General features: G+C 71.4%; 18 protein-coding genes and 1 pseudogene. 6 read left to right on the top strand and 13 right to left on the bottom strand.

Features of this window, described 5'->3' with window-relative positions; all coding sequences use genetic code 11:
* Nucleotides 1–99: 99 nt before the first annotated feature.
* From TNCT6_RS06520 to TNCT6_RS06550, 7 genes are read right to left on the bottom strand one after another with little or no spacing between them, the layout of a single operon-like run.
* Nucleotides 100–774, bottom strand: a complete 675-nt coding sequence (locus tag TNCT6_RS06520; protein WP_141357504.1) for a 3-oxoacid CoA-transferase subunit B — start codon at nucleotides 772–774, stop codon at nucleotides 100–102.
* On the bottom strand, nucleotides 774–1,469 hold the full coding sequence (locus tag TNCT6_RS06525; RefSeq protein ID WP_141357506.1) for a 3-oxoacid CoA-transferase subunit A: 696 nt from the start codon (nucleotides 1,467–1,469) through the stop codon (nucleotides 774–776). The genes TNCT6_RS06520 and TNCT6_RS06525 overlap by 1 nt, the downstream gene beginning before the upstream one ends.
* Entirely contained in the window at nucleotides 1,466–2,659 is a 1,194-nt protein-coding gene (locus TNCT6_RS06530; RefSeq protein ID WP_141357508.1) for a thiolase family protein, read from the bottom strand. Before TNCT6_RS06530 ends, TNCT6_RS06525 begins: the two co-directional genes overlap by 4 nt.
* Complete coding sequence (locus TNCT6_RS06535; protein WP_301184386.1) at nucleotides 2,656–3,930, bottom strand: FAD-dependent oxidoreductase; 1,275 nt, start codon at nucleotides 3,928–3,930, stop codon at nucleotides 2,656–2,658. The genes TNCT6_RS06530 and TNCT6_RS06535 overlap by 4 nt, the downstream gene beginning before the upstream one ends.
* Nucleotides 3,931–3,943: 13 nt before the next feature.
* Nucleotides 3,944–4,579: a maleylpyruvate isomerase N-terminal domain-containing protein gene (locus tag TNCT6_RS06540; protein ID WP_141357510.1), complete on the bottom strand. Its 636-nt coding sequence runs from the start codon at nucleotides 4,577–4,579 to the stop codon at nucleotides 3,944–3,946.
* Complete coding sequence (locus TNCT6_RS06545; protein ID WP_141357512.1) at nucleotides 4,576–5,403, bottom strand: fumarylacetoacetate hydrolase family protein; 828 nt, start codon at nucleotides 5,401–5,403, stop codon at nucleotides 4,576–4,578. Before TNCT6_RS06545 ends, TNCT6_RS06540 begins: the two co-directional genes overlap by 4 nt.
* 2 nt (nucleotides 5,404–5,405) lie before the next feature.
* Entirely contained in the window at nucleotides 5,406–6,566 is a 1,161-nt protein-coding gene (locus TNCT6_RS06550; RefSeq protein ID WP_172632817.1) for a cupin domain-containing protein, read from the bottom strand.
* A gap of 68 nt (nucleotides 6,567–6,634) precedes the next feature.
* Here TNCT6_RS06550 and TNCT6_RS06555 point away from each other — a divergent pair, with 68 nt between their 5' ends.
* Both TNCT6_RS06555 and TNCT6_RS06560 read left to right on the top strand, forming a co-directional pair.
* The gene (locus TNCT6_RS06555; protein ID WP_141357514.1) at nucleotides 6,635–7,411 is read left to right on the top strand and encodes an IclR family transcriptional regulator; all 777 of its coding nucleotides are present in this window, start codon (nucleotides 6,635–6,637) and stop codon (nucleotides 7,409–7,411) included.
* A gap of 227 nt (nucleotides 7,412–7,638) precedes the next feature.
* Entirely contained in the window at nucleotides 7,639–9,285 is a 1,647-nt protein-coding gene (locus TNCT6_RS06560) for an MFS transporter (protein ID WP_141357516.1), read from the top strand.
* Nucleotides 9,286–9,408: 123 nt separating this feature from the next.
* On the opposite strand, the gene TNCT6_RS06565 is transcribed toward TNCT6_RS06560, so the two are convergent.
* Both TNCT6_RS06565 and TNCT6_RS06570 read right to left on the bottom strand, forming a co-directional pair.
* Nucleotides 9,409–11,001, bottom strand: a complete 1,593-nt coding sequence (locus TNCT6_RS06565; RefSeq protein ID WP_141357518.1) for an MFS transporter — start codon at nucleotides 10,999–11,001, stop codon at nucleotides 9,409–9,411.
* Nucleotides 11,002–11,193: 192 nt separating this feature from the next.
* Entirely contained in the window at nucleotides 11,194–11,664 is a 471-nt protein-coding gene (locus tag TNCT6_RS06570) for a MarR family winged helix-turn-helix transcriptional regulator (RefSeq protein WP_141357520.1), read from the bottom strand.
* A gap of 29 nt (nucleotides 11,665–11,693) precedes the next feature.
* Here TNCT6_RS06570 and TNCT6_RS06575 point away from each other — a divergent pair.
* Both TNCT6_RS06575 and TNCT6_RS06580 read left to right on the top strand, forming a co-directional pair.
* Nucleotides 11,694–12,121 (top strand): annotated as a pseudogene (locus TNCT6_RS06575) (hypothetical protein).
* A gap of 5 nt (nucleotides 12,122–12,126) precedes the next feature.
* Nucleotides 12,127–12,384: a hypothetical protein gene (locus TNCT6_RS06580; RefSeq protein ID WP_172632740.1), complete on the top strand. Its 258-nt coding sequence runs from the start codon at nucleotides 12,127–12,129 to the stop codon at nucleotides 12,382–12,384.
* On the opposite strand, the gene TNCT6_RS06585 is transcribed toward TNCT6_RS06580, so the two are convergent.
* Together TNCT6_RS06585 and TNCT6_RS06590 are read right to left on the bottom strand one after the other, a co-directional pair.
* Complete coding sequence (locus tag TNCT6_RS06585; protein ID WP_253266041.1) at nucleotides 12,345–13,721, bottom strand: class I SAM-dependent RNA methyltransferase; 1,377 nt, start codon at nucleotides 13,719–13,721, stop codon at nucleotides 12,345–12,347. The two genes, TNCT6_RS06580 and TNCT6_RS06585, sit on opposite strands and share 40 nt — an antisense overlap.
* A 110-nt stretch (nucleotides 13,722–13,831) precedes the next feature.
* On the bottom strand, nucleotides 13,832–15,892 hold the full coding sequence (locus TNCT6_RS06590; RefSeq protein ID WP_141357524.1) for an APC family permease: 2,061 nt from the start codon (nucleotides 15,890–15,892) through the stop codon (nucleotides 13,832–13,834).
* Between the two features lie 410 nt (nucleotides 15,893–16,302).
* On the opposite strand from TNCT6_RS06590, the gene TNCT6_RS06600 reads away from it, so the two are divergent.
* Nucleotides 16,303–16,974 carry a TrkA family potassium uptake protein gene (locus TNCT6_RS06600; RefSeq protein ID WP_141357528.1) on the top strand — a complete coding sequence of 224 codons (672 nt, stop codon included), beginning with the start codon at nucleotides 16,303–16,305 and terminating at the stop codon, nucleotides 16,972–16,974.
* A complete protein-coding gene (locus TNCT6_RS06605; RefSeq protein WP_141357530.1) occupies nucleotides 16,974–17,642 on the top strand; it encodes a TrkA family potassium uptake protein in 669 nt (222 codons plus the stop codon). Before TNCT6_RS06600 ends, TNCT6_RS06605 begins: the two co-directional genes overlap by 1 nt.
* 87 nt (nucleotides 17,643–17,729) lie before the next feature.
* Here the strand turns inward: TNCT6_RS06605 and TNCT6_RS06610 are convergent, their stop codons facing one another.
* Entirely contained in the window at nucleotides 17,730–18,497 is a 768-nt protein-coding gene (locus TNCT6_RS06610; protein WP_141357532.1) for a DUF3159 domain-containing protein, read from the bottom strand.
* Between the two features lie 3 nt (nucleotides 18,498–18,500).
* Nucleotides 18,501–18,899 (bottom strand): OB-fold nucleic acid binding domain-containing protein, encoded by a 399-nt coding sequence (locus tag TNCT6_RS06615; RefSeq protein WP_141357534.1) that lies wholly within the window; start codon nucleotides 18,897–18,899, stop codon nucleotides 18,501–18,503.
* Nucleotides 18,900–18,928 lie beyond the last annotated feature (29 nt).

The raw sequence follows: 18,928 nt of genomic DNA on the forward strand, positions 1-18,928 counted from the left end.
CACACCGGCTCCGCGCTACATAGCCCGCACAATCCCTTGACGGACTGTAAAGCAGGTGGGGGCGGCCGGTGCCGGGCGGCGCACGGCACCGGCCGCTGCTCAGTCGAGCAGGCCGACGGAGAGCCGCTCGCGCAACTCGGCCACCGTGATGCCGTACGTCTCCCGCACGCGGACCCCGTCCGGGCCGGGCTCGAAAACACCGTGGTCGGTGTAGACGAGGCTCACGCAGGCGGCGCCGGTGAGCGGATACGTGCACGCGGGCACCAGCTTGGGGGCACCGTCCCGGGTGAACAGCCTCATCATCACCAGCACCCGCCGCGCCCCGACGGCGAGGTCCATCGCTCCGCCCACGGCCGGGATGGCGTCCGGGTCGCCGGTGTGCCAGTTGGCCAGGTCGCCGTGGCGCGAGACCTGGAACGCCCCGAGGACGCACACGTCCAGGTGACCGCCGCGCATCATCGCGAAGGAGTCCGCGTGGTGGAAGTACGCCGCCCCGGGCAGCTCGGTGACCGGCACCTTCCCGGCGTTGGTCAGGTCGGTGTCCACCTCGTCGCCCACCGCGGCCGGCCCCATGCCGAGCATGCCGTTCTCGGTGTGCAGCACGATCCCGGCGTCGGCCGGCAGGTGCTCGGCGATCCGGGTCGGCTGCCCGATGCCCAGGTTGACGTACGAGCCGGGCGGGATGTCGCGGGCGATGCGGGCCGCGAGCTCGTCGGTGGTGAGCGGCCCCCGGTCGGCGTGCTCCACGGGGGCTGCGGCGTGGGTCGTCGTCATCAGCGGGCTCCTTGCACGGTGAGCCGGCGGGCCTCGGCCCGGACCAGACGGTCGACGTAGATGCCCGGGGTGACCACGGCCTCCGGGTCGATCTCCCCCGCGGGGACGATCTCGGTGACCTGGGCGACCACGGTGCCGGCCGCGGTGGCCATCACGGGTCCGAAGTTCCGGGCCGTCTTGCGGTAGACGAGGTTGCCCATGGTGTCCGCGCGATGCGCGGAGATCAGGGCCACGTCCCCCTTGATCGGGTGCTCCAGGACGTGGGCGCGCCCGTCGATCTCCCGGGTCTCCCTGCCCTCGGCGAGCGGGGTGCCCACGCCGACGGGGCTGTAGAAGCCGCCGATGCCCGCACCGGCGGCCCGCATCCGCTCCGCCAGGGTGCCCTGCGGCACCACCTCCAGCTCCACCCGGCCGGCCCGGTACAGGTCGTCGAAGACGTAGGAGTCGCTCTGCCGGGGGAAGGTGCAGATCATCTTGCGCACCCGTCCGGCCTTGAGCAGCGCGGCCAGGCCCACGTCCCCGTTGCCGGCGTTGTTGGACACCACGGTCAGGTCGCCGGCGCCCTGCCGGATGAGGGCGTCGATCAGGTCGAACGGCATGCCCGCCAGGCCGAACCCGCCCACCAGGACCGTGGAGCCGTCCTCGACGCCGGCCACGGCCTCGTCGGGCGTGGCGGCGACGGTCGTCGCGCTCATCGTCCGCTCACCTCGCCGGTGACGTTCTCCAGCACGACGGCGAGGGCCTGGCCCACGCCGATGCAGATGGCCGCGACGCCCCAGCGCTCCCGCCGCTCGCGCAGCACCTTCGCCAGGGTGGCGAGGAGCCGGCCGCCCGAGGCGCCCAGCGGATGGCCGATCGCGATGGCGCCGCCCCGGGTGTTGACGATCTCCGGGTCGATGCCCCAGGCGTCGACACAGGCCAGGGACTGCACCGCGAACGCCTCGTTCAGCTCCACGGCGCCGACGTCGCTCCAGCCGATGCCGGCCCGGCGCAGCGCCTTCTCGGCGGCCTCCACGGGCGCGTAGCCGAACATCTGCGGCTCGACGGCGTGCACGCCGCGCCCGGCGATGCGGGCCACGGGGTCCAGGCCGATCCGGTCGGCGGCCGCGGCGGTACCCAGCAGCACGGCCGACGCGCCGTCGCTGAGCGGGGAGGCGTTGCCCGCGGTGATCGTCCCGTCCGGGCGGAACGACGGCTTCAGAGCCGCCAGCTTCCCGGGGTCGGTGTCGGGGCGGATGCCCTCGTCGCGGGCGAGCCCGTCCACGGGCAGGACCAGGTCGTCGTAGAAGCCCTCGTCCCAGGCGCGCGCGGCGAGCCGGTGGGAGCGCACCGCGAAAGCGTCCTGCCGCTCCCGGGAGATGGAGAACTTCTCCTGGAGCAGTTCGTTGCACTCCCCCAGCGAGACCGTCCACTCCTTCGGCATCACGGGGTTGACCAGCCGCCAGCCCAGCGTCGTGGAGACCGCCGTGACATGACCGGCGGGGAAGGCCCGGTCCGGCTTGGGCAGCACCCAGGGCGCCCGGGTCATGGACTCCACTCCGCCGGCGACGACGACGTCCGCGTCGCCGGACTCCAGGGTGCGTGAGGCGGCGATCGCCGCGTCCAGGCTGGAGCCGCACAGCCGGTTGACGGTCGTGGCGGGCACGCTCACCGGCAGCCCGGCCAGCAGCACCGCCATCCGGCCGACGTCGCGGTTGTCCTCGCCGGCGCCGTTGGCGTTGCCCCACACCACGTCGCCGACGGCGGCGTGGTCCAGGTCCGGGGCCCTGTCCAGCAGTCCGCTCAGCGCGGTGGCGGCGAGGTCGTCGGGCCGCACCCCGGCGAGGGCACCGTTGAACCGGCCGAACGGGGTGCGGGCCGCCGCGTAGAGATAGGCGTCGCTCACAGTGCGCCGCCACCCCCGACGGGCACCGGATCCTCGACGGCCGCCGAGGACAGCGGGATCGGGGCGAACATCGCCGGCTCCTCGTCCGGCGTCAGCGCGGTCGGGCCGTACAACCAGTCCACGAACGAGTAGTCGTAGGTGTCGCGTGTGCGCAGCAGCACGTTGCGCTGATCGCGGGCCATCCCGTCGAGGTGCCACAGCTCGCCCCACTTGCGGGAGGTGCTCAGCACACGGCGGCAGTGCTCGGGGCGGACCGCCTCGTAGGCGGCGAGGGCGGCGTCCCAGTCGACCGTGCCGCTCTCGGCGCGGTTGCGGGCGACGTGCTCGCCCAGCACCCAGCCGTCCTCGATCGCCATGATCGCGCCCTGTGCGATGTACTGCAGCGGCGGGTGCGCGGAGTCGCCGAGCAGCACGATCCGGCCGTGCACCCAGTTCATGATCGGGTCGCGGTCGAACATCCGCCACCACTTGTCCCGCCACATGAACGGCAGGCCGTCCTGGACGAAGCCGCAGGTCTTGGCGAACGCGGCGTCCAGTTCGTCGGGTGTGCCCCAGTCCTCCTGGCCGGCCAGCGCCTTGGGCGACTCGAAGACGGCGACCTGGTTGAGCAGCTCGCCGCCGCGCAGGCCGTAGTGCACGAAGTGGCAGGCGGGACCGACGTACACCACGACCTCGCTGAGGTCGACGGACCGCACCCGCGGCAGCTCGGCGGGCACGGTGCCGCGGTAGGCGACGTACGCCGAGGAGACGGGCTCGTCGTCGACGAGCAGTGTGCGGGCGAGGGAGTGCAGCCCGTCGGCCGCGATCACGACGCCGGCCTCGTGCGTCTCGCCGGAGGCGAGGGTCACGCGGGCGCCGCCGCCGGTGTTCTCGTACGAGACCACCTGCGCGTCGGTGATCAGCTCGACGCCGGCCCGCTCGCACGCGCGCAGAAGCAGGCCGTGCAGGTCGCTGCGGTGGATGACCAGGTACGGGTAGCCGTAGCGCTTCTCCAGGTCGCGCAGGTCGAGCCGGGTCAGCTCGTCGCCGTCGACCGCGTCGCGCATCACCATCGCGTCCGGGACGACGCCGAGGCTCTTGGCCTCCTCCAGGAGGCCGTAGTCGTCGAGTATGCGGGTGCAGTTCGGCGCGAGCTGGATGCCGGCGCCGACCTCGCCGAAGGCGGGGGCGCGTTCCAGCAGGCGGACGCTCAGGCCCTGGCGGTACAGCGAGAACGCCGCGCCGAGGCCGCCGATGCCGCCGCCGACGACGATCACATCAGGGTGGGACATGGGGTGCACTCCTCTACAGCCACGGGCCGAGCTCGGGGGCGTCGGCGAGCGAGTGGGGACGGCCGGCCAGCCAGGCGGCGACCTCGGGCAGCGGGCCGTCGGGGAGCTCGGTCAGCCCGCGTTTGGCGCTGATCTCGGCGACCAGGGCGGTCAGGAAGCCCTTCGGGAGGTCGTCGAAGGTGACGACGCCGGTGCCGAGGTCGACGGCGTGGACGCACACCTCGCGGGCGCGCATCCACGGGAGCTCGGTGGCGGGGACGGTACGGCCCTGGGCGGTGACGACCTTGTGCTGCCACCGCTCGTCGGTGAGCCCGTCCAGTCCCTCCGCGAGCCGGTGCGCGGAGCCGGTCAGCCAGGATCGCAGCTCCTCGGCCGACAGGGTGGAGCCCTTGGCGATACCGGCGACGCGCTCCTCGGCGGAGGCGTACATCGGCGTCTCCTCGCCGGTGGCCGCCCAGTGCACCAGGTTGCACAGGGCGTCGGCGTTGGCGGCGACGTGCGCCACGAGGTGCCCCCGGGTCCACTCCGGCAGCACGCTCGGGGCCGAGAAGCCTGCCTCGTCGAGGCCCGCGACGGCGTCGAGCATCAGCTCGGTGCCCGTGCGGGCCCACGCGCGCGCGTGGGCGAAGGTCCGCGTGACCTCGGTCATTCCGCGACCACCTTGTTGGTGCAGGCGCCCAGGCCGGCGATCTCGGTGACGACGGTCTGGCCGGGGAGCAGGAACACCTTGGGGTCGCGGGCGTTGCCCACGCCGGCCGGGGTGCCGGTGGCGATGATGTCGCCGGGGCGCAGGGTGATGACGGTGGAGATGTACTGCACCAGGAACACCGGGTCGAACAGCAGCGTGCCGGTGTCGTCCTGCTGCATGACCTGTCCGTCGACGACCGTCTTCACCTTGAGCGAGGGGCGGACGCCGCCGATCTCGTCGGGGGTGACGACGTAGGGGCCGACCGGGGTGGAGGCTTCCCAGATCTTGCCCTGGGTCCACTCGATGGTGCGGAACTGCCAGTCGCGCACCGAGATGTCGTTCATGACGGTGAAGCCGGCGATGGCGTCGACGGCCTGCTGCTCGTCGGCGCGGCGCACCTCCTTGCCGATCACGACGGCCAGCTCGACCTCCCAGTCGAGCGCGTCGGTCTCGGCCGGCTTGACGATGTCGTCGCCCGCGCCGAGCAGGGTGTCGGCGAACTTCGGGAAGAGGGTCGGGTAGTCCGGCAGTTCCCGGCCCATCTCCTTGATGTGGTTGGTGTAGTTGTGCCCGACGCAGATGATCTTGGACGGGTTGGGTACGACCGGCGCGAAGTCGGCACCCTCGACGGGGTGGGTGGTGCCGGAGGCGGAGGCGGCCCTGGCCTGCCAGTCGGCCGCGGCGAACAGCTCACCCAGGTCGGCGTACCCGAGATCGGTCAGGAGGTCGCCGTCGAGGCGGACCGCCCTGGTGCCGTCGGCGGTGCGGATGGTGGCGAGCTTCATGATCAGGCGTCCTTCTGGGTGCGGTTGAGCCGGAGCGCCTCGAAGACGGGCGCGTCGGAGAAGCGGAAGAGGTCGAGGGCTCCCTCGTCGGAGTCGGTCGTGCCGGCCTCGGACCGGGCGGCGAACGGCTCCCAGGACGGGACGACGAACAGGTCGCCGCGGGTCACCGTCCAGGACTTGTCGCCGACGGTCACCACACCGGAGCCGTCGAAGACCTGGTACACCGACGAACCGGTCTCGCGCACCGGCGCGGTCTCGGCGCCGCGGGCGATGCGGTGGAACTCGGCCCGGACGGTCGGCAGGACGTCGGCGCCGTCACACGGGTTGGAGTAGCGCACCGCGGCGTGGCCGGGCTCGACGGTGCCGCCGAAGCCCTCCTTCTCCAGCAGGAGCTGGTCGCGCAGAGCGGCGTTGGTGTACTCCCACTTGTAGGACAGCAGCGGGCTGCCCGGCGTGGCCGGGGCGGCCGACAGCGGGCGCAGGCCGGGGTGGCCCCACAGGCGCTCGGAGCGCGAACGCTCGGGGGTGATGCGCTCGGCGTCGCTGATCTCGTCGCGGCCGAACTCGAAGAACTGCGCCTCGGTGACGTACTGGAAGGGGATGTCCAGGCCGTCGATCCACGCCATGGGCTCGGAGGTGGCGTTGTGGTGGGCGTGCCAGTTCCAGCCCGCCTGCGGGAGGAAGTCGCCGCGGTTCATGGGCACCGGGTCACCGCCGACGACCGTCCACACACCCGAACCCTCGACCACGAAGCGGAAGGCGTGCTGGGTGTGCCGGTGCTCGGGAGCGTCCTCGCCGGGCATGAGGTACTGGATGGCCGCCCACAGCGTCGGGGTGGCGAAGGGCCTTCCGCCGAGGGAGGGGTTGGCCAGCGCGATGGCCCGGCGCTCACCGCCGCGACCGACGGGGACCAGGTCTCCGGCCCGGCCCGCCAGCTCCCGCAGCCGCTCCCAGCGCCACAGGTGCGGCACGGCGCGCGAGCGCGGGTGGGCCGGCATCAGGTCGCCGATCTCGGTCCACAGCGGGACCAGCAGCTCCTGTTCGAAGCCCCGGTAGAGCTCTTCGAGCGCCGGGGTGACCTCGGGCTGTCCCTCCGCGGCGACGGCCTGGAGCCGGACCGGGGAACCCGTGGCGGTGTCTTGGGCTATGGAGGTCTCAGTCACGCCATCAGCGTGCGCCGCGTCTGGTGAGAGAACATGGAGATTCTGGACAGCAGAATCAGAGGGACACCATGGACAAGCCGCTGAAGACACCGCCGCCCTACCCGATCGCCAGCGTGGACCACGCGCTGCGGGCGGCGACCATCCTGCAGATGGAGGGCGGCGCGACCGTGTCGCAGATCGCCGAGCGCCTCGGCGTCGCCCGGTCCACCGCCCACCGGATCCTGGCAATGCTGGTCTACCGGGACTTCGCCGTGCAGGACGAGGACCGCGTCTACCGCGCGGGACCGGTGCTGGAACTCGCCGCGCACTCCCAGTCCCTGGTCTCGCGGCTGCGCGCGGCGGCCCTGCCCCACCTGCACCGGGTCGTCGACCTGCTCGACGAGACCGCGAACCTGACGGTGCGCACCGGGGACACGGCCCGGTTCATCGCCAGCGTCGAGTGCCGGCAGGCTCTGCGGGTCGGCTCCCGGGAGGGCATGGTCTTCCCGGCGCACCGCACCACCGCGGGACTGCTCCTGCTCGCCGACCTCGCCGATGAGGAACTGGACGAGGTGTACGCCCCCGAGCGCTACCGCGACCGCCCGGCCGACCGCCCGGACCTCGCCCGCCTGCGCACGGAACTGAAACGGCTGCGGCGCAACGGGTTCGCCGTCAACAGGGAACGGTCCGAGCGGGGTCTGGTCGCCGTCGGCGTACCGGTGCGCGACCGGGACGGCACCGCGCTGGCCGGCCTGTCGGTGTCGATGCCCAGCGTGCGCTACGACCCGCACCGCCTTCAGTCCCTGGTCGCCGCCCTGGACGCCACGGCGCACGCGCTGGAGAAGGACCTGGCCGCGCAGCACTGAATCACGACCGGACAACAAAGCGAACGCTTACCTTACGACAATACTGCTCATCTTAGTTAACGAACAAATCATTGACGTGACGTAAAGCGAGTGTCATTCTCCACGGAACCGCGCCCGACTCGCGTCGTGCTTCGCTCTCCCCACCGCGTACGCAGAGCCGAGCCCTTCCACGCTCTCCGGGCTCCCGTTTCCGGGATGCCCTTCTTTCCCAGCCAGGGAGAACAGCAATGACGCTCAACAACGGGACGACGACGTCCCAGGGCCCAACCGCGGGGGCCGCCCGGACGCCGGGCTACGCGGGAACACTGGCTGCCGCCTGCGGCGCGGTCTTCGTGGCCCAGGTCGCGAACGCGCTGCCGGCCTCGCTCCTCGGACTCCTCCAGGAGGACCTGCGCACGCGCGGATCCCAACTCACGTGGATCACCGCCGCGTTCATGATCGCCGTCGTCTGCTTCGAGTTCACCTTCGGTGTCCTCGGTGATCTCTTCGGACGACGAAGACTCGTCGCGGCCGGCACGGCCCTGGTCGCCGTGGGCAGCACCGTGGCCGCGCTCGCGCCCACCGTCCAGGTGCTGTGGATCGGCGCCGCCCTGAACGGACTGGGCGCCGGCGCCATGTTCCCCGGCTCGCTCACCGCGATCACCGCCGTCACCCGCAGCATGCGGGAACGGGCGCACGCGGTGGCACTCTGGAGCGGCTTCCTGTCCGCCGGCGCCGCCGTCTCACCTCTGCTCGGCGGCATGTTCGCCAAGGTCGGATCGTGGCGCGGTTCCTTCTGGGTGCTCGTCGGACTCGCCCTCGTGAGCATGGTGCTCACCCTGGTGCTGGTCACGGAGTCGAAGGCGCCCGACGGCCGCAAGCTCGACGTAGCCGGTCAGATCACCTTCGCCCTGGGGCTCATCCTGGTGCTGTACGGCGCCGTCGAGGGGCCCGAGTCGGGCTGGACCGCCCTCCCCGTCATACTCGCCCTCGCCCTCGGCACCTGCTTCCTCGCCGGTTTCGTCGTGGTGGAACTGGGGGCCGAGTCCCCGATCTTCGACCTGAAGCTGTTCCGCAACCGGGCCTTCACGGTGTCGTCCGTCGTCGCGGTCATCGGCATGCTCGCCTTCCTCGGCGCCTGCTTCGCGATGAGCATGTGGATGGGCCCGGTGCAGCACCAGGACCCGATCCGCGTCGCGATCCTGTTCCTGTTCCTCCAGGGACCCGCCTTCCTGCTCATCCCGGTCGTCTCGCGGCTGCTCCACCGGGTCGCCGCGTCCTGGCTGCTGACCTCTGGATTCGTCCTGATGGCGATCGGCTGCCTGCTGTTCACCCGCCTGGATGTGACCGACTCCCGACTCGGCCCGTTCGTCACGCCCGCCCTGCTGATCGGCATCGGTTTCGCCCTCGCCGTCAGCTCGGTGACGGCCGTGGCACTGAACAGCGTGCCCCTGAACCTGGCGGGCATGGCCAGCGCCACCACCAACATGCTCCGCGACCTGGGCTTCGCGCTCGGCCCCGTCGTCGTCGGCGCGGTCGCCCTCAGCAGCGCGGGGTCGGCGTTCACGCAGAACCTGTCCGGCGCGGACCTGCCGGCCGGCCAGCTCGCCGCGGCACGCGAGATCGCCGCGGCCGGCGGACCCATCGCCGTGAACAGCGTGCCGCCCGGCGCCCCGGGGTCCGCGGCGCACGGCCTGGCCCTGGATGCCCTGGGCAGCGGGTTCAGCACCGCGTTCCTGGTGTGCGGTGTGGCAGCCGCCGTCGCCGCGGCCCTGGCCGCCTTCGGCATGATCGGGGTCCACGCCCGCCGTTCCGCCGAGGACGGGGCGCCCGTACCGCCGGCCCCCGGAAGCAACGGCAGGGCGGAATCGGCCCCCACCGTCCTCCATCCCTGACCTGCGCCGCTTCTGGACGTCGCCGGCACTGGTCGACGCCCACGGCCTCGTCCGCCGCACACTGGGGAGCGGTGGACGGGGCCGTGCGCCCGGCCTGGGCCCGCTTCTCCGCCCGACCCGCCTTCAGCCGTCGATAGCAGGCGAGTTGGCGTCGCGGCGCAGGCCGACGGCGGCGAGCAGGGCACCCACGACGCACAGGACGGCGGTGACGAGAACGGCGGCGTGCACACCGTTCATGAAGGCGTGGCCGCTGCCCTCGACGACGGCGGCCCTCAGCTGCGCGGGCATGCCGTCCGCGACGGGTGCCACGCCCATCGCCACGGCGTCCTTCGCCTCCTCGAAGCCATGTGCCGCGGAGGCCGGCACCCCGGCGCCGGTCAGCTCGCCGACGAGCGTCGCGCCCACGCGGCTGCTGATCAGCGAGATCAGTACGGACGTGCCGAGGGCGCCGCCGATCTGCAGCGCGGTGGACTGCAGGCCGCTCGCCACACCGCCGTCCCTGACGGGTGCGTTGCCGACGATCGCGTCCGAGGACGCCGACATGACCATGCCCACACCCAGACCGAGCAGCACGAACGGCGGCCACATGGCCGCGTACGAGGAGTGCGCGTCCCAGGTCAGCATCCACAGGGACGCCACCGCCTCCAGCAGCACGCCCAGCGGCATGGACAGACGCGCGCCGAACCGCTCGGTCAGCGCCGCGCCCAGCGGTGCCGCGACCACGGAGGCGAGACTCAGCGGCAGGGTGCGCACGCCCACCTCGACCGGGGGCAGGCCCCGGACGTTCTGCAGGTACAGCATCAGGAAGAAGATGACACCGAGCAGCACGAAGAAGTTGATCGCGGTGACGAGGGTGCCGATGGTCAGCGCCGGGCTGCGGAACAGCCGCATGGGCAGCAACGGGTGCCGGACACGGGTCTCGTACCAGCCGAAGAGCACCAGCAGGACCAGTCCGGCGGCGAGGGATCCCAGCGTTCCTCCCGAGGTCCAGCCCCAGGTCTCGCCCTTGATCACACCGAAGACCACCGCCACCAGACCGAGCGCGAGCATGATCACGCCGGGGATGTCGAAGCGGTGGCGGCCGGTGGAGTCCTTGCTCTCCGGCAGCACGAACGCGCTGAAGACCAGGGTCGCGACACCGATGGGCGCGTTGATGTAGAACACGGACTCCCAGTTGACGTGCTCGACCAGCAGGCCGCCGACGATCGGTCCGAGCGCGGTCGAGCAGGAAGCCACCATGGCCCACAGGCCCACCGCCGTGCCGAACTTCTCCGGCGGGAAAACCGCTCGCAGCAGGCCGAGCGTGTTGGGGATCAGCAGCGCGGCGCAGAGTCCCTGCAGCGCGCGGAAGGCGATCACGCCTTCGACGGAGCCGATCAGGCCGATCATGACGGAGGTCACGACGAAGCCCGCGACTCCGGCCGTGTAGTACGTGCGCCGCCCGAACCGGTCACCCAGCTTGCCGCCCAGGATCAGGGCGGCGGCCATGGCGATGAGGTACGAGTTGGTGACCCACTGGAGGTCGGCGGTGGACGCGTGCAGGTCCCGGCCGATCTCCGGGTTCGCGATCGAGACCACGGATCCATCGAGGTTGACCATGAAGAGTCCGATCGCGACGGCGATCAGCGTCAGCCACGGATGGGAGCGCGGGCCCCGCTCGGCGCCCGGGGGCGACGGAGCGTGCAGGGTGGAGTGGTCCACGGAGGTGGAGGGCATGCGGGTGCCTCGTCTGTGATGAGAATATCGAATATCGACAAGTCGATGAGATGGATCCGAGCCCTCGGCACAGGCGGAGGTACGGCGGCGGTTCGGCCACCGAGGCGGGAATCGCGGCAGGAGAACGGCCAGGTCGAGGTGCGCACCGCGCACGGGACCGGGCGTTCTCGCCTCCGAACAGGTGCCGGAAGGTCAGTCGGCGGAGCGGGAGCGCCGGGTCAACGCCAGCAGCGCGCCGCAGGCCGAGCCGAGGGCGTCCTGCTCCCCGTCGGTGAGGGTCTCCAGCAGGCGCGCCATGTGGGCTTCCTTCAGCCCCCGCGCTTCGGCGAGCCGCTCCGCGGCCAGGGCCGTGGGATGCAGATGAGCGACCCGCTTGTCGACGGCGTCCCGCCTGCGCTCCAGCAGCCCCAGTTCGGTGAGCTGGGAGACGAGGGCGCTGACGTTGTTCGACTTCATCAGCAGGGCGTCCGCCGCGTCACGGACCGTAATGCCCGCACGCTCCTCGACAAGCCGCAGCAGAGTGAGCTGCCCCTCCGGCAACGTCGGATACGGAAAGTCCTGAGCCACCCGCCGCTCGAGCACCCTGTTCAGCACAGGCAGAACCGCCACGAGCACAGAGGCCACGTGGTCGTTCTGCGAGCCGGAGGGGCTGGGGTCGGGCACGCATCGACTATAGGTATGCCGAGATACCTATGTCAACATACAAAACCTTGTCCGATCCGAGCCGGCCCGGCACAGCAGTCGGCCGCCCCCCATATCGGCTCAGGGACCCCTCAGGCCCGGCCGCTGAGGACCTCGCGCTGTACCGGGAGAAGTTCCGGCGGCGTCTGCCGGAGTCGCTGGACGAGTTGCACGGCCCGGCTCAGGGGGCGTGGAGCTGCCACTGCACATGGCCTGGTCGGGGATGACCTCGTACGACCTGGGCAAGCCTCGCCAGCGCATGGGCCTGTACCGCACCGTCCTGCACGAGGGCCTGCGCGACGACCTGCCCCGCTATCTCAACCGGGACCTGCTCCTCCAACTGTGGCCGGTGCTGCGCACCCTCGTCGGCCGCACCGTGCGCACTGTATGGGAGGACGCGTTCCCCCAGCTCGCCTCCCGCACCCGGGCAGCGGCGTGACGGACATGCCGGAGCTGCACACGCGGCTCCTGGCGGATGTGATCGCGCTCGGCTCCCCGTACCCCCTGGTTCTCACCGGCGGGTATGCCGTGCGGGCGCACCGCCTCGTGAACCACCCGAGCCAGGACCTCGATGTCGCCACCGAGAACCCGGCACCCATGGCCGACATCGCGACCGTGCCGGTTCACCACGCACAGCACGCAGATCCCCAGGTCAACGCCGGTTACTTCGCCGGCTCCAGGATCGCCACGCACTCCACATGATGCGTCATCGGAAACAGGTCGAAGGCCCGCAGCGTCCGCACCCGGTAGCCGCCCTCGCGGAAGTACGCCAGGTCTCGGGCCAGGGCGGCCGGGTCGCAGGCCACGTAGGCGATGCGGCGGGCGGCGAGGGAGGTGAGGTGGGCGACCGTGGTGCGGCCGGCGCCCGCGCGGGGCGGGTCGAGGACGATCAGGTCGACCTCGGTGATGCCGGTGCGCGGCAGGACCGACTCGACCTTGCCCTGCTCGATGCGCACGCGCGGGAAGTCGGCGAGGTTGTGGCGGGCGTCCTCCACCGCGCGCTTGCCCGACTCGATGCCGAGCACCGCTCCCTTGTCGCCGACGCGGTCGGCCAGGGCGCCGGCGAAGAGGCCGACGCCGCAGTACAGGTCGAGGGCCATGTCGCCCTTGCGGGGCAGGAGGCCCTGCATGACCGCCGTGACCAGGGTGTCCGCCGCCTTCGGGTGGACCTGCCAGAAGCCGCCCCCGCCCACGCGGTGGGTGCGGCCGTCGGCGCGTTCGCGGACGAACGGGCGGCCGTGCACGCGGTGGACGCCGCCGGTCTTCTCGTCGATCCGGAGGACGGAGACCGGCTTGTCCAGTTCCACCAGCGGCAGGCGGGCGCCCGGGCGCGGGGTGAGGATCACCTGGCGGTCCTGGGAGCCCGTGGCCGCGATCGCCTCGACGGACTCCATGCCGGTCCAGTCGCGCCGCTCGATGCCCAGCTCGCTGACACCCTGCGCCGCGATCATGCAGTGATCGATCGGCTCGACCTCATGGGAGCGGTGGCGGCGCAGGCCGGCCTTCCCCGTGGCGGGGTCGACCGCGTACTGCACGCGGGTGCGCCATTGCGGGACCTCGCCCGCGGGCAGCTTGTCGCCCTCGGCGGGCATGACCGTGCCGTCCCAGCCGGCCTCCTCGGGCGTGAGGCCCGCGAGCCGCTTCAGCTGCTCGGCAATCACCTCGCCCTTGAGCCGGCGCTGGGCTCCCGGCTTGGCGTGCTGCCAGTCGCAGCCGCCGCAGCGGCCGGGTCCGGCGTAGGGGCAGGGGGCCTCGACGCGGTCCTTGGAGGCGTCGATGATCCGTACCGCGTCCGCGCGCAGGAAGCGTGCGCCCTCCTCGCCCTCGGTCACCCGGGCCACGACCCGCTCGCCGGGCAGCGCGTGCCGTACGAACAGCACCTGGCCCTCGGCGGTACGGGCGATGCAGTGGCCGCCGTGGGCGACGGGGCCGATCTCGACCTCGTACTCCCGCCCCACCAGCGAGCCGCCAGGCTCCCGGCCCGCCCCCGAGCCGCCCGGCTCCGGTCCCACCTGCGAGTTCTTCGGTTCTTCCTGCATGGTGGGGTGACTCCAGATCGGGAAAGGCGTACGGCCGGACAACAGCCCACCAGTCTACGTGGGTGCCGTCCGGCCGTTCACCATCAGGTGCGGTGCCGAGCGGAAGCCGGTCAGCCCTTCGCGACCGGCGACTCCTTCGGCTCCTTCGGGCGCTCCTGGGCCGGGCCACGCCGCACCGCACCGGGCGCGTTCCAGTCCTGGCGCCTGCGGGCACGCTGCTTGGCCGCCTCGGAGGAGGCCAGCTGGTAGGGCACCGAGGTGACCATCACGCCCGGTGTGAACAGCAGCCGGCCCTTCAGACGCAGCGCGCTCTGGTTGTGCAGCAGGTGCTCGTACCAGTGACCGACGACGTACTCGGGGATGATCACCGAGACGGCGTCGCGCGGAGACTCCTTGCGCAGGCTCTTCACGTACTCGATGACCGGGCGGGTGACCTCGCGGTACGGCGAGTCGAGCACCTTCAGGGGTACGTCGATGCCGCGCCGCTCCCACTCCTCGCGCAGCGCCCGGGTCTCGGCCGGGTCCACGTTGACGGTGAGCCCCTCCAGGGTGTCCGAGCGCATCAGCTTGGCGTAGGCCAGGGCGCGCAGGGTGGGACGGTGGATCTTGGAGATGAGGACCACGGAGTGGACACGGGAGGGCCGGACGGTGTCGTCGCCCGGACCGTCGGGGGCCGTGAGTTCCTCGGCGACCCGGTCGTAGTGCTTGCGGATCGCGGTCATCGTCGCGAAGAAGATGCACATGCCGAGCAGGGCCACCCAGGCGCCGTGGGTGAACTTGGTGACGAGGACGACGACCAGCACCGTGCTGGTGAGGAAGGCCCCGAAGGTGTTGATGGCGCGGGAGCGGATCATGTGGCTGCGCTTCGCCGGGTCCCGTTCGGTGGCCAGGTGGCGGTTCCAGTGCTTGACCATGCCGACCTGGCTGAGGGTGAAGGACACGAACACGCCGACGATGTAGAGCTGGATCAGCCGGGTGGAGTCGGCGCCGTAGACGACGGTCAGCAGGGCGGCCGCGCCCGCGAGCAGCACGATGCCGTTGGAGAAGGCGAGCCGGTCGCCGCGGGTGTGCAGCTGGCGGGGCAGGAAGCGGTCCTGGGCGAGGATCGAGCCGAGCACCGGGAAGCCGTTGTAGGCGGTGTTGGCGGCCAGGAAGAGGACCAGCGCGGTCGCCGCGGCCAGGACGAGGAACAGGAAGCTGCCCTTGCCGAAGACGGCCTCGGCGACCTGGGAGATCACCGGATTCTGCACATAGTCCGGGCCGACCGGGACGCCGCCCCGCAGGAGGTCGGCGGCCGGGTTGTCGGACATGCGGACGCCGGTCGTCATGGCCAGCGTGATGATGCCGCAGAACATCGTCACGGCCAGCAGGCCGATCATCGCCAGCGTGCTCGCCGCGTTCCTGGACTTCGGCTTGCGGAAGGCGGGGACGCCGTTGGAGATGGCCTCGACGCCGGTGAGCGCGGCGCAGCCGGAGGAGAAGGCGCGCAGCAGCAGGAAGACGAGGGCGAACCCGGCGAGCCCCTGGTGTTCGGCCTTGATGTGGAAGTCGGCGGTCGGCGCCCGCATGGTGTCGCCGAGGACGAGTCCGCGGAAGGCGCCCCAGGCGATCATGATGAAGACACCGGTGACGAACACATACGTGGGGATCGCGAAGAGCGTGCCCGACTCCTTCACGCCGCGCAGGTTCATCAGTGTCAGCAGCACGATCACGACGACCGCACACAGCACCTTGTGCTGGACCACGAAGGGGACGGCGGAGCCGAGGTTCTCGATGCCGGAGGAGATGGAGACGGCGACCGTCAGGACGTAGTCGACGAGCAGAGCGCTGGCGACGGTCAGGCCCGCCTTGGGGCCGAGGTTGGTGGTCGCCACCTCGTAGTCGCCGCCGCCGCTCGGGTAGGCGTGCACGTTCTGCCGGTAGGAGGCGACCACGGTCAGCATCAGCACGGCGACTGCGACCGCGATCCAGGGGCTGAAGTGGTACGCCGACACGCCCGCGACGGACAGGACCAGCAGGACCTCGCCGGGCGCGTACGCGACGGAGGACAGCGAGTCGGAGGCGAAGACGGGTAGGGCGATGCGCTTCGGCAGGAGCGTTTCGCTCAGCCGGTCACTGCGCAGTGCGCGCCCGATCAGAATACGTTTGGGCACGTCGGTCAGTTTGGACACAACAGAGGATCGTAGGCCTTAACCCCCCGGGTCGTGCACCTGCCGTCCCGGATCTGCCTCACGGGTGAATTCCGGTACCCGGGACCCTGCGGATTCCGCAGGTGGGGTGAGCGCCGTGCCCAGATGTCCGGACCCCGCTCCCCGCCGACCCCCCGGAGGCCCCATGTCCTCGACCGCGGAGCTGATCGATGCCGCCGCCGCGTTGCTCGGCCTCGGATTCCTGACCCTGCGCAGCGTGCGCAGCATCACTCGGCGCCGGCCCTTCGAGGCCGGGCGAGACGCCGCCCACGGCGGAGGCGTTAAGGATGCGGTAGGAGGGTGCCCGCCCCGAACCGGGCATGTGTAGCTTGTCCCTCTGTCTGAGACCCTGATGGGACTGAGCAGTCGCTATTGACATCGGAAGGACGGTCGTGCACATCGTCATCATGGGCTGCGGGAGAGTGGGCTCCGCTCTCGCCCAGACCCTGGAGCAACAGGGGCACACGGTCGCCGTGATCGACCAGGACCCCACCGCCTTCCGCCGGCTGGGCCCCGGGTTCGGTGGCCGCCGGGTCACCGGGATCGGCTTCGACCAGGACACCCTGCGCGAGGCGGGCATCGAGGAGGCCGGTGCCTTCGCGGCCGTCTCCAGCGGCGACAACTCGAACATCATCTCCGCGCGGGTGGCCCGCGAGATGTTCGGCGTGCAGAACGTCGCGGCCCGCATCTACGACCCCCGCCGCGCCGAGGTGTACCAGCGTCTGGGCATCCCGACCGTGGCCACGGTCCGCTGGACGGCCGACCAGATGCTCCGCCGGCTGCTGCCCTCGGGCGCCGAGCCGCTGTGGCGCGACCCCACCGGCGGCGTCCAGCTCGCCGAGGTGCACGCCTCCCCGAAGTGGGTGGGCCACAAGATCAGCAGGCTCCAGGAGGAGACGGGCGTCCGGGTGGCGTTCCTGACCCGCCTCGGCGAGGCGATCCTGCCGAGCTCGCAGACGGTGCTCCAGGAGGGCGACCTGGTGCACGTGATGATGCGGACGGACGATGTGGAGAAGGTCGAGGCGGCGTTCGCCGAGGGCCCGGAAGAGGAGAGCGGTCACTGATGAGGGTCGCCATTGCCGGTGCCGGCGCGGTCGGTCGCTCGATCGCGGGCGAGCTGCTGGAGAACGGCCACGAGGTCCTTCTCATCGACAAGGCGCCGACCGCCATCTCGGTCGAGCGTGTGCCGCAGGCCGAGTGGCTGCTGGCCGACGCCTGCGAGATCACCTCGCTGGACGAGGCGGCGCTTCAGCGCTGCAACGTGGTGATCGCCGCGACGGGCGACGACAAGGTGAACCTGGTCGTCTCCCTGCTGGCGAGGACGGAGTACGGCGTGCCGCGGGTGGTGGCCCGCGTGAACAACCCGAAGAACGAGTGGCTGTTCAACGAGTCCTGGGGCGTGGACGTGGCGGTGTCCACCCCGCGTCTGATGTCCGCGCTGGTCGAGGAGGCGGTGAGCGTCGGCGACCTGGTCCGGCTGCTGCGCTTCAGCCACGGCGACGCCAACCTCGTGGAGCTGACCCTGCCGGAGGAGTCGGCGCTGGCCGGCACCCAGGTCGGGGACGTGGAGTGGCCCGAGGACACCTCGCTGGTCACCATCATCCGCGGCACCCGGGTGCTCACGCCGTCCCGGGAGGACTCCCTGGAGCCGGGTGACGAGCTGCTGTTCGTGGCCGCTCAGGCCCGTGAGGAGCAGCTGGAGGACCTGCTGTCGGTCCGCCGGGAACGCTGACGCCCGGTACGAACGGCGAGGGGCGCCCGGAGATCCGGGCGCCCCTCGCCGTTCGTACCGGGCGGTGCTCAGGTCTGGCGGCGATGCTCAGCTCTGGCGGCGGTGACGGCCGGCGGCCGGTGCCTCGCCGGGCTCCTCCTGTGCCAGGGCCGCCTTGCGCTCCTCCTCGGCCTTCTCCTCCGCCTCCATCTCCGCGAACACGTCGATGGGCGCGGGCGCCTTCGCCAGGAAGACCCAGGTCAGCCAGACCGCCAGCAGGAACGGCGGGATCTTGAGCGTGATCAGGACCCAGCCGAACTTCGTGGTGTCGGCCCACCAGTACAGCGGGAAGAGGATCGCGCACTTGGCGAGCAGGATCAGGCCCCAGGCCCAGCTCGCCTTGGCGTAGGCCTTCTTGCGGCCCGGGTTGCGGGTGCGCCAGGAGAGGTTCTCCTTGAAGACCGGTCCGAGCATCAGGCCGATCAGCGGGACCCCGGCCAGCGTGGTCACGATGTACGCCACGGCCAGGCCCAGCGTGTAGAGCATGCCCGGCAGGTAGAAGTCCTTGGCGTTGCCGGTCATCATCGCGAAGACGACACCGAAGGCGACGCCGAAGACACCACTGAAGGCGTGCTTGACGGTGTCCCGCATCGCCAGCCGGACCACGACCAGCAGCAGCGACACGACCAGCGCGGCGATCGCCGACCAGTGCAGGTCCTTGTTGATCGTGAAGATGGTGACGAAGAGCAGGCCGGGCAGCACCGTCTCGACCATGCCCCGCACCCCGCCGAACGCCTCGAACAGCGCGGCCTCCGTCACCGCCCGGGCATCGTCTTCGGCAGTCGTGTCCTGGGTCGGCTTGTCGAGTGACGTCACCGGCTACTCCCGTCCGAGGGGTCGCAGTTCGTACTTGGGGTTGAACAGCACCCGGCGGCCACGGCTCATCGAGATCCGGCCCGATGCGATCAGCCTGCGCCCCGGTTCTATACCGACGATGGAGCGCCTGCCGAGCCACACCACGTCCAGGGCGGCCGTGCCGTCGAACAACTCGGCCTCCAGGGCCGGGACTCCGGCACGTGGACGCAGGGTGACCGTGCGCAAGGTACCAGTAACCGTGACGATCTGCCGGTCGGTGCAGTCGCCGATCCGCGTACAGCCCGCGGTCTCGGCGTCCTCCCGCAGTTCCTCGGACTCCAGGTCCTCCTGCGACGAGGAGAGCCGGTCGAGCATGCGCCGGAAGCGGCCCGCCGGCTTTTCGGAACGAGGAACAGCACTCATGTCTGAAGCGTACCGGGGCGCCCCGAGGG

The sequence above is a fragment of the Streptomyces sp. 6-11-2 genome (assembly GCF_006540305.1).
In the GTDB taxonomy this organism is placed as follows: Bacteria; Actinomycetota; Actinomycetes; order Streptomycetales; family Streptomycetaceae; genus Streptomyces.

Excerpts from the sequence above, each read along its gene's own strand:
- TNCT6_RS06605 (WP_141357530.1), top strand. The coding sequence starts at position 16,974 with ATGAGGGTCGCCATTGCCGGTGCCGGCGCGGTCGGTCGCTCGATCGCG.
- TNCT6_RS06535 (WP_301184386.1), bottom strand. The coding sequence starts at position 3,930 with ATGTCCCACCCTGATGTGATCGTCGTCGGCGGCGGCATCGGCGGCCTC.
- TNCT6_RS06615 (WP_141357534.1), bottom strand. The coding sequence starts at position 18,899 with ATGAGTGCTGTTCCTCGTTCCGAAAAGCCGGCGGGCCGCTTCCGGCGC.
- TNCT6_RS06585 (WP_253266041.1), bottom strand. The coding sequence starts at position 13,721 with ATGCAGGAAGAACCGAAGAACTCGCAGGTGGGACCGGAGCCGGGCGGC.
- TNCT6_RS06520 (WP_141357504.1), bottom strand. The coding sequence starts at position 774 with ATGACGACGACCCACGCCGCAGCCCCCGTGGAGCACGCCGACCGGGGG.
- TNCT6_RS06555 (WP_141357514.1), top strand. The coding sequence starts at position 6,635 with ATGGACAAGCCGCTGAAGACACCGCCGCCCTACCCGATCGCCAGCGTG.
- TNCT6_RS06540 (WP_141357510.1), bottom strand. The coding sequence starts at position 4,579 with ATGACCGAGGTCACGCGGACCTTCGCCCACGCGCGCGCGTGGGCCCGC.
- TNCT6_RS06560 (WP_141357516.1), top strand. The coding sequence starts at position 7,639 with ATGACGCTCAACAACGGGACGACGACGTCCCAGGGCCCAACCGCGGGG.
- TNCT6_RS06565 (WP_141357518.1), bottom strand. The coding sequence starts at position 11,001 with ATGCCCTCCACCTCCGTGGACCACTCCACCCTGCACGCTCCGTCGCCC.
- TNCT6_RS06545 (WP_141357512.1), bottom strand. The coding sequence starts at position 5,403 with ATGAAGCTCGCCACCATCCGCACCGCCGACGGCACCAGGGCGGTCCGC.
- TNCT6_RS06525 (WP_141357506.1), bottom strand. The coding sequence starts at position 1,469 with ATGAGCGCGACGACCGTCGCCGCCACGCCCGACGAGGCCGTGGCCGGC.
- TNCT6_RS06580 (WP_172632740.1), top strand. The coding sequence starts at position 12,127 with ATGCCGGAGCTGCACACGCGGCTCCTGGCGGATGTGATCGCGCTCGGC.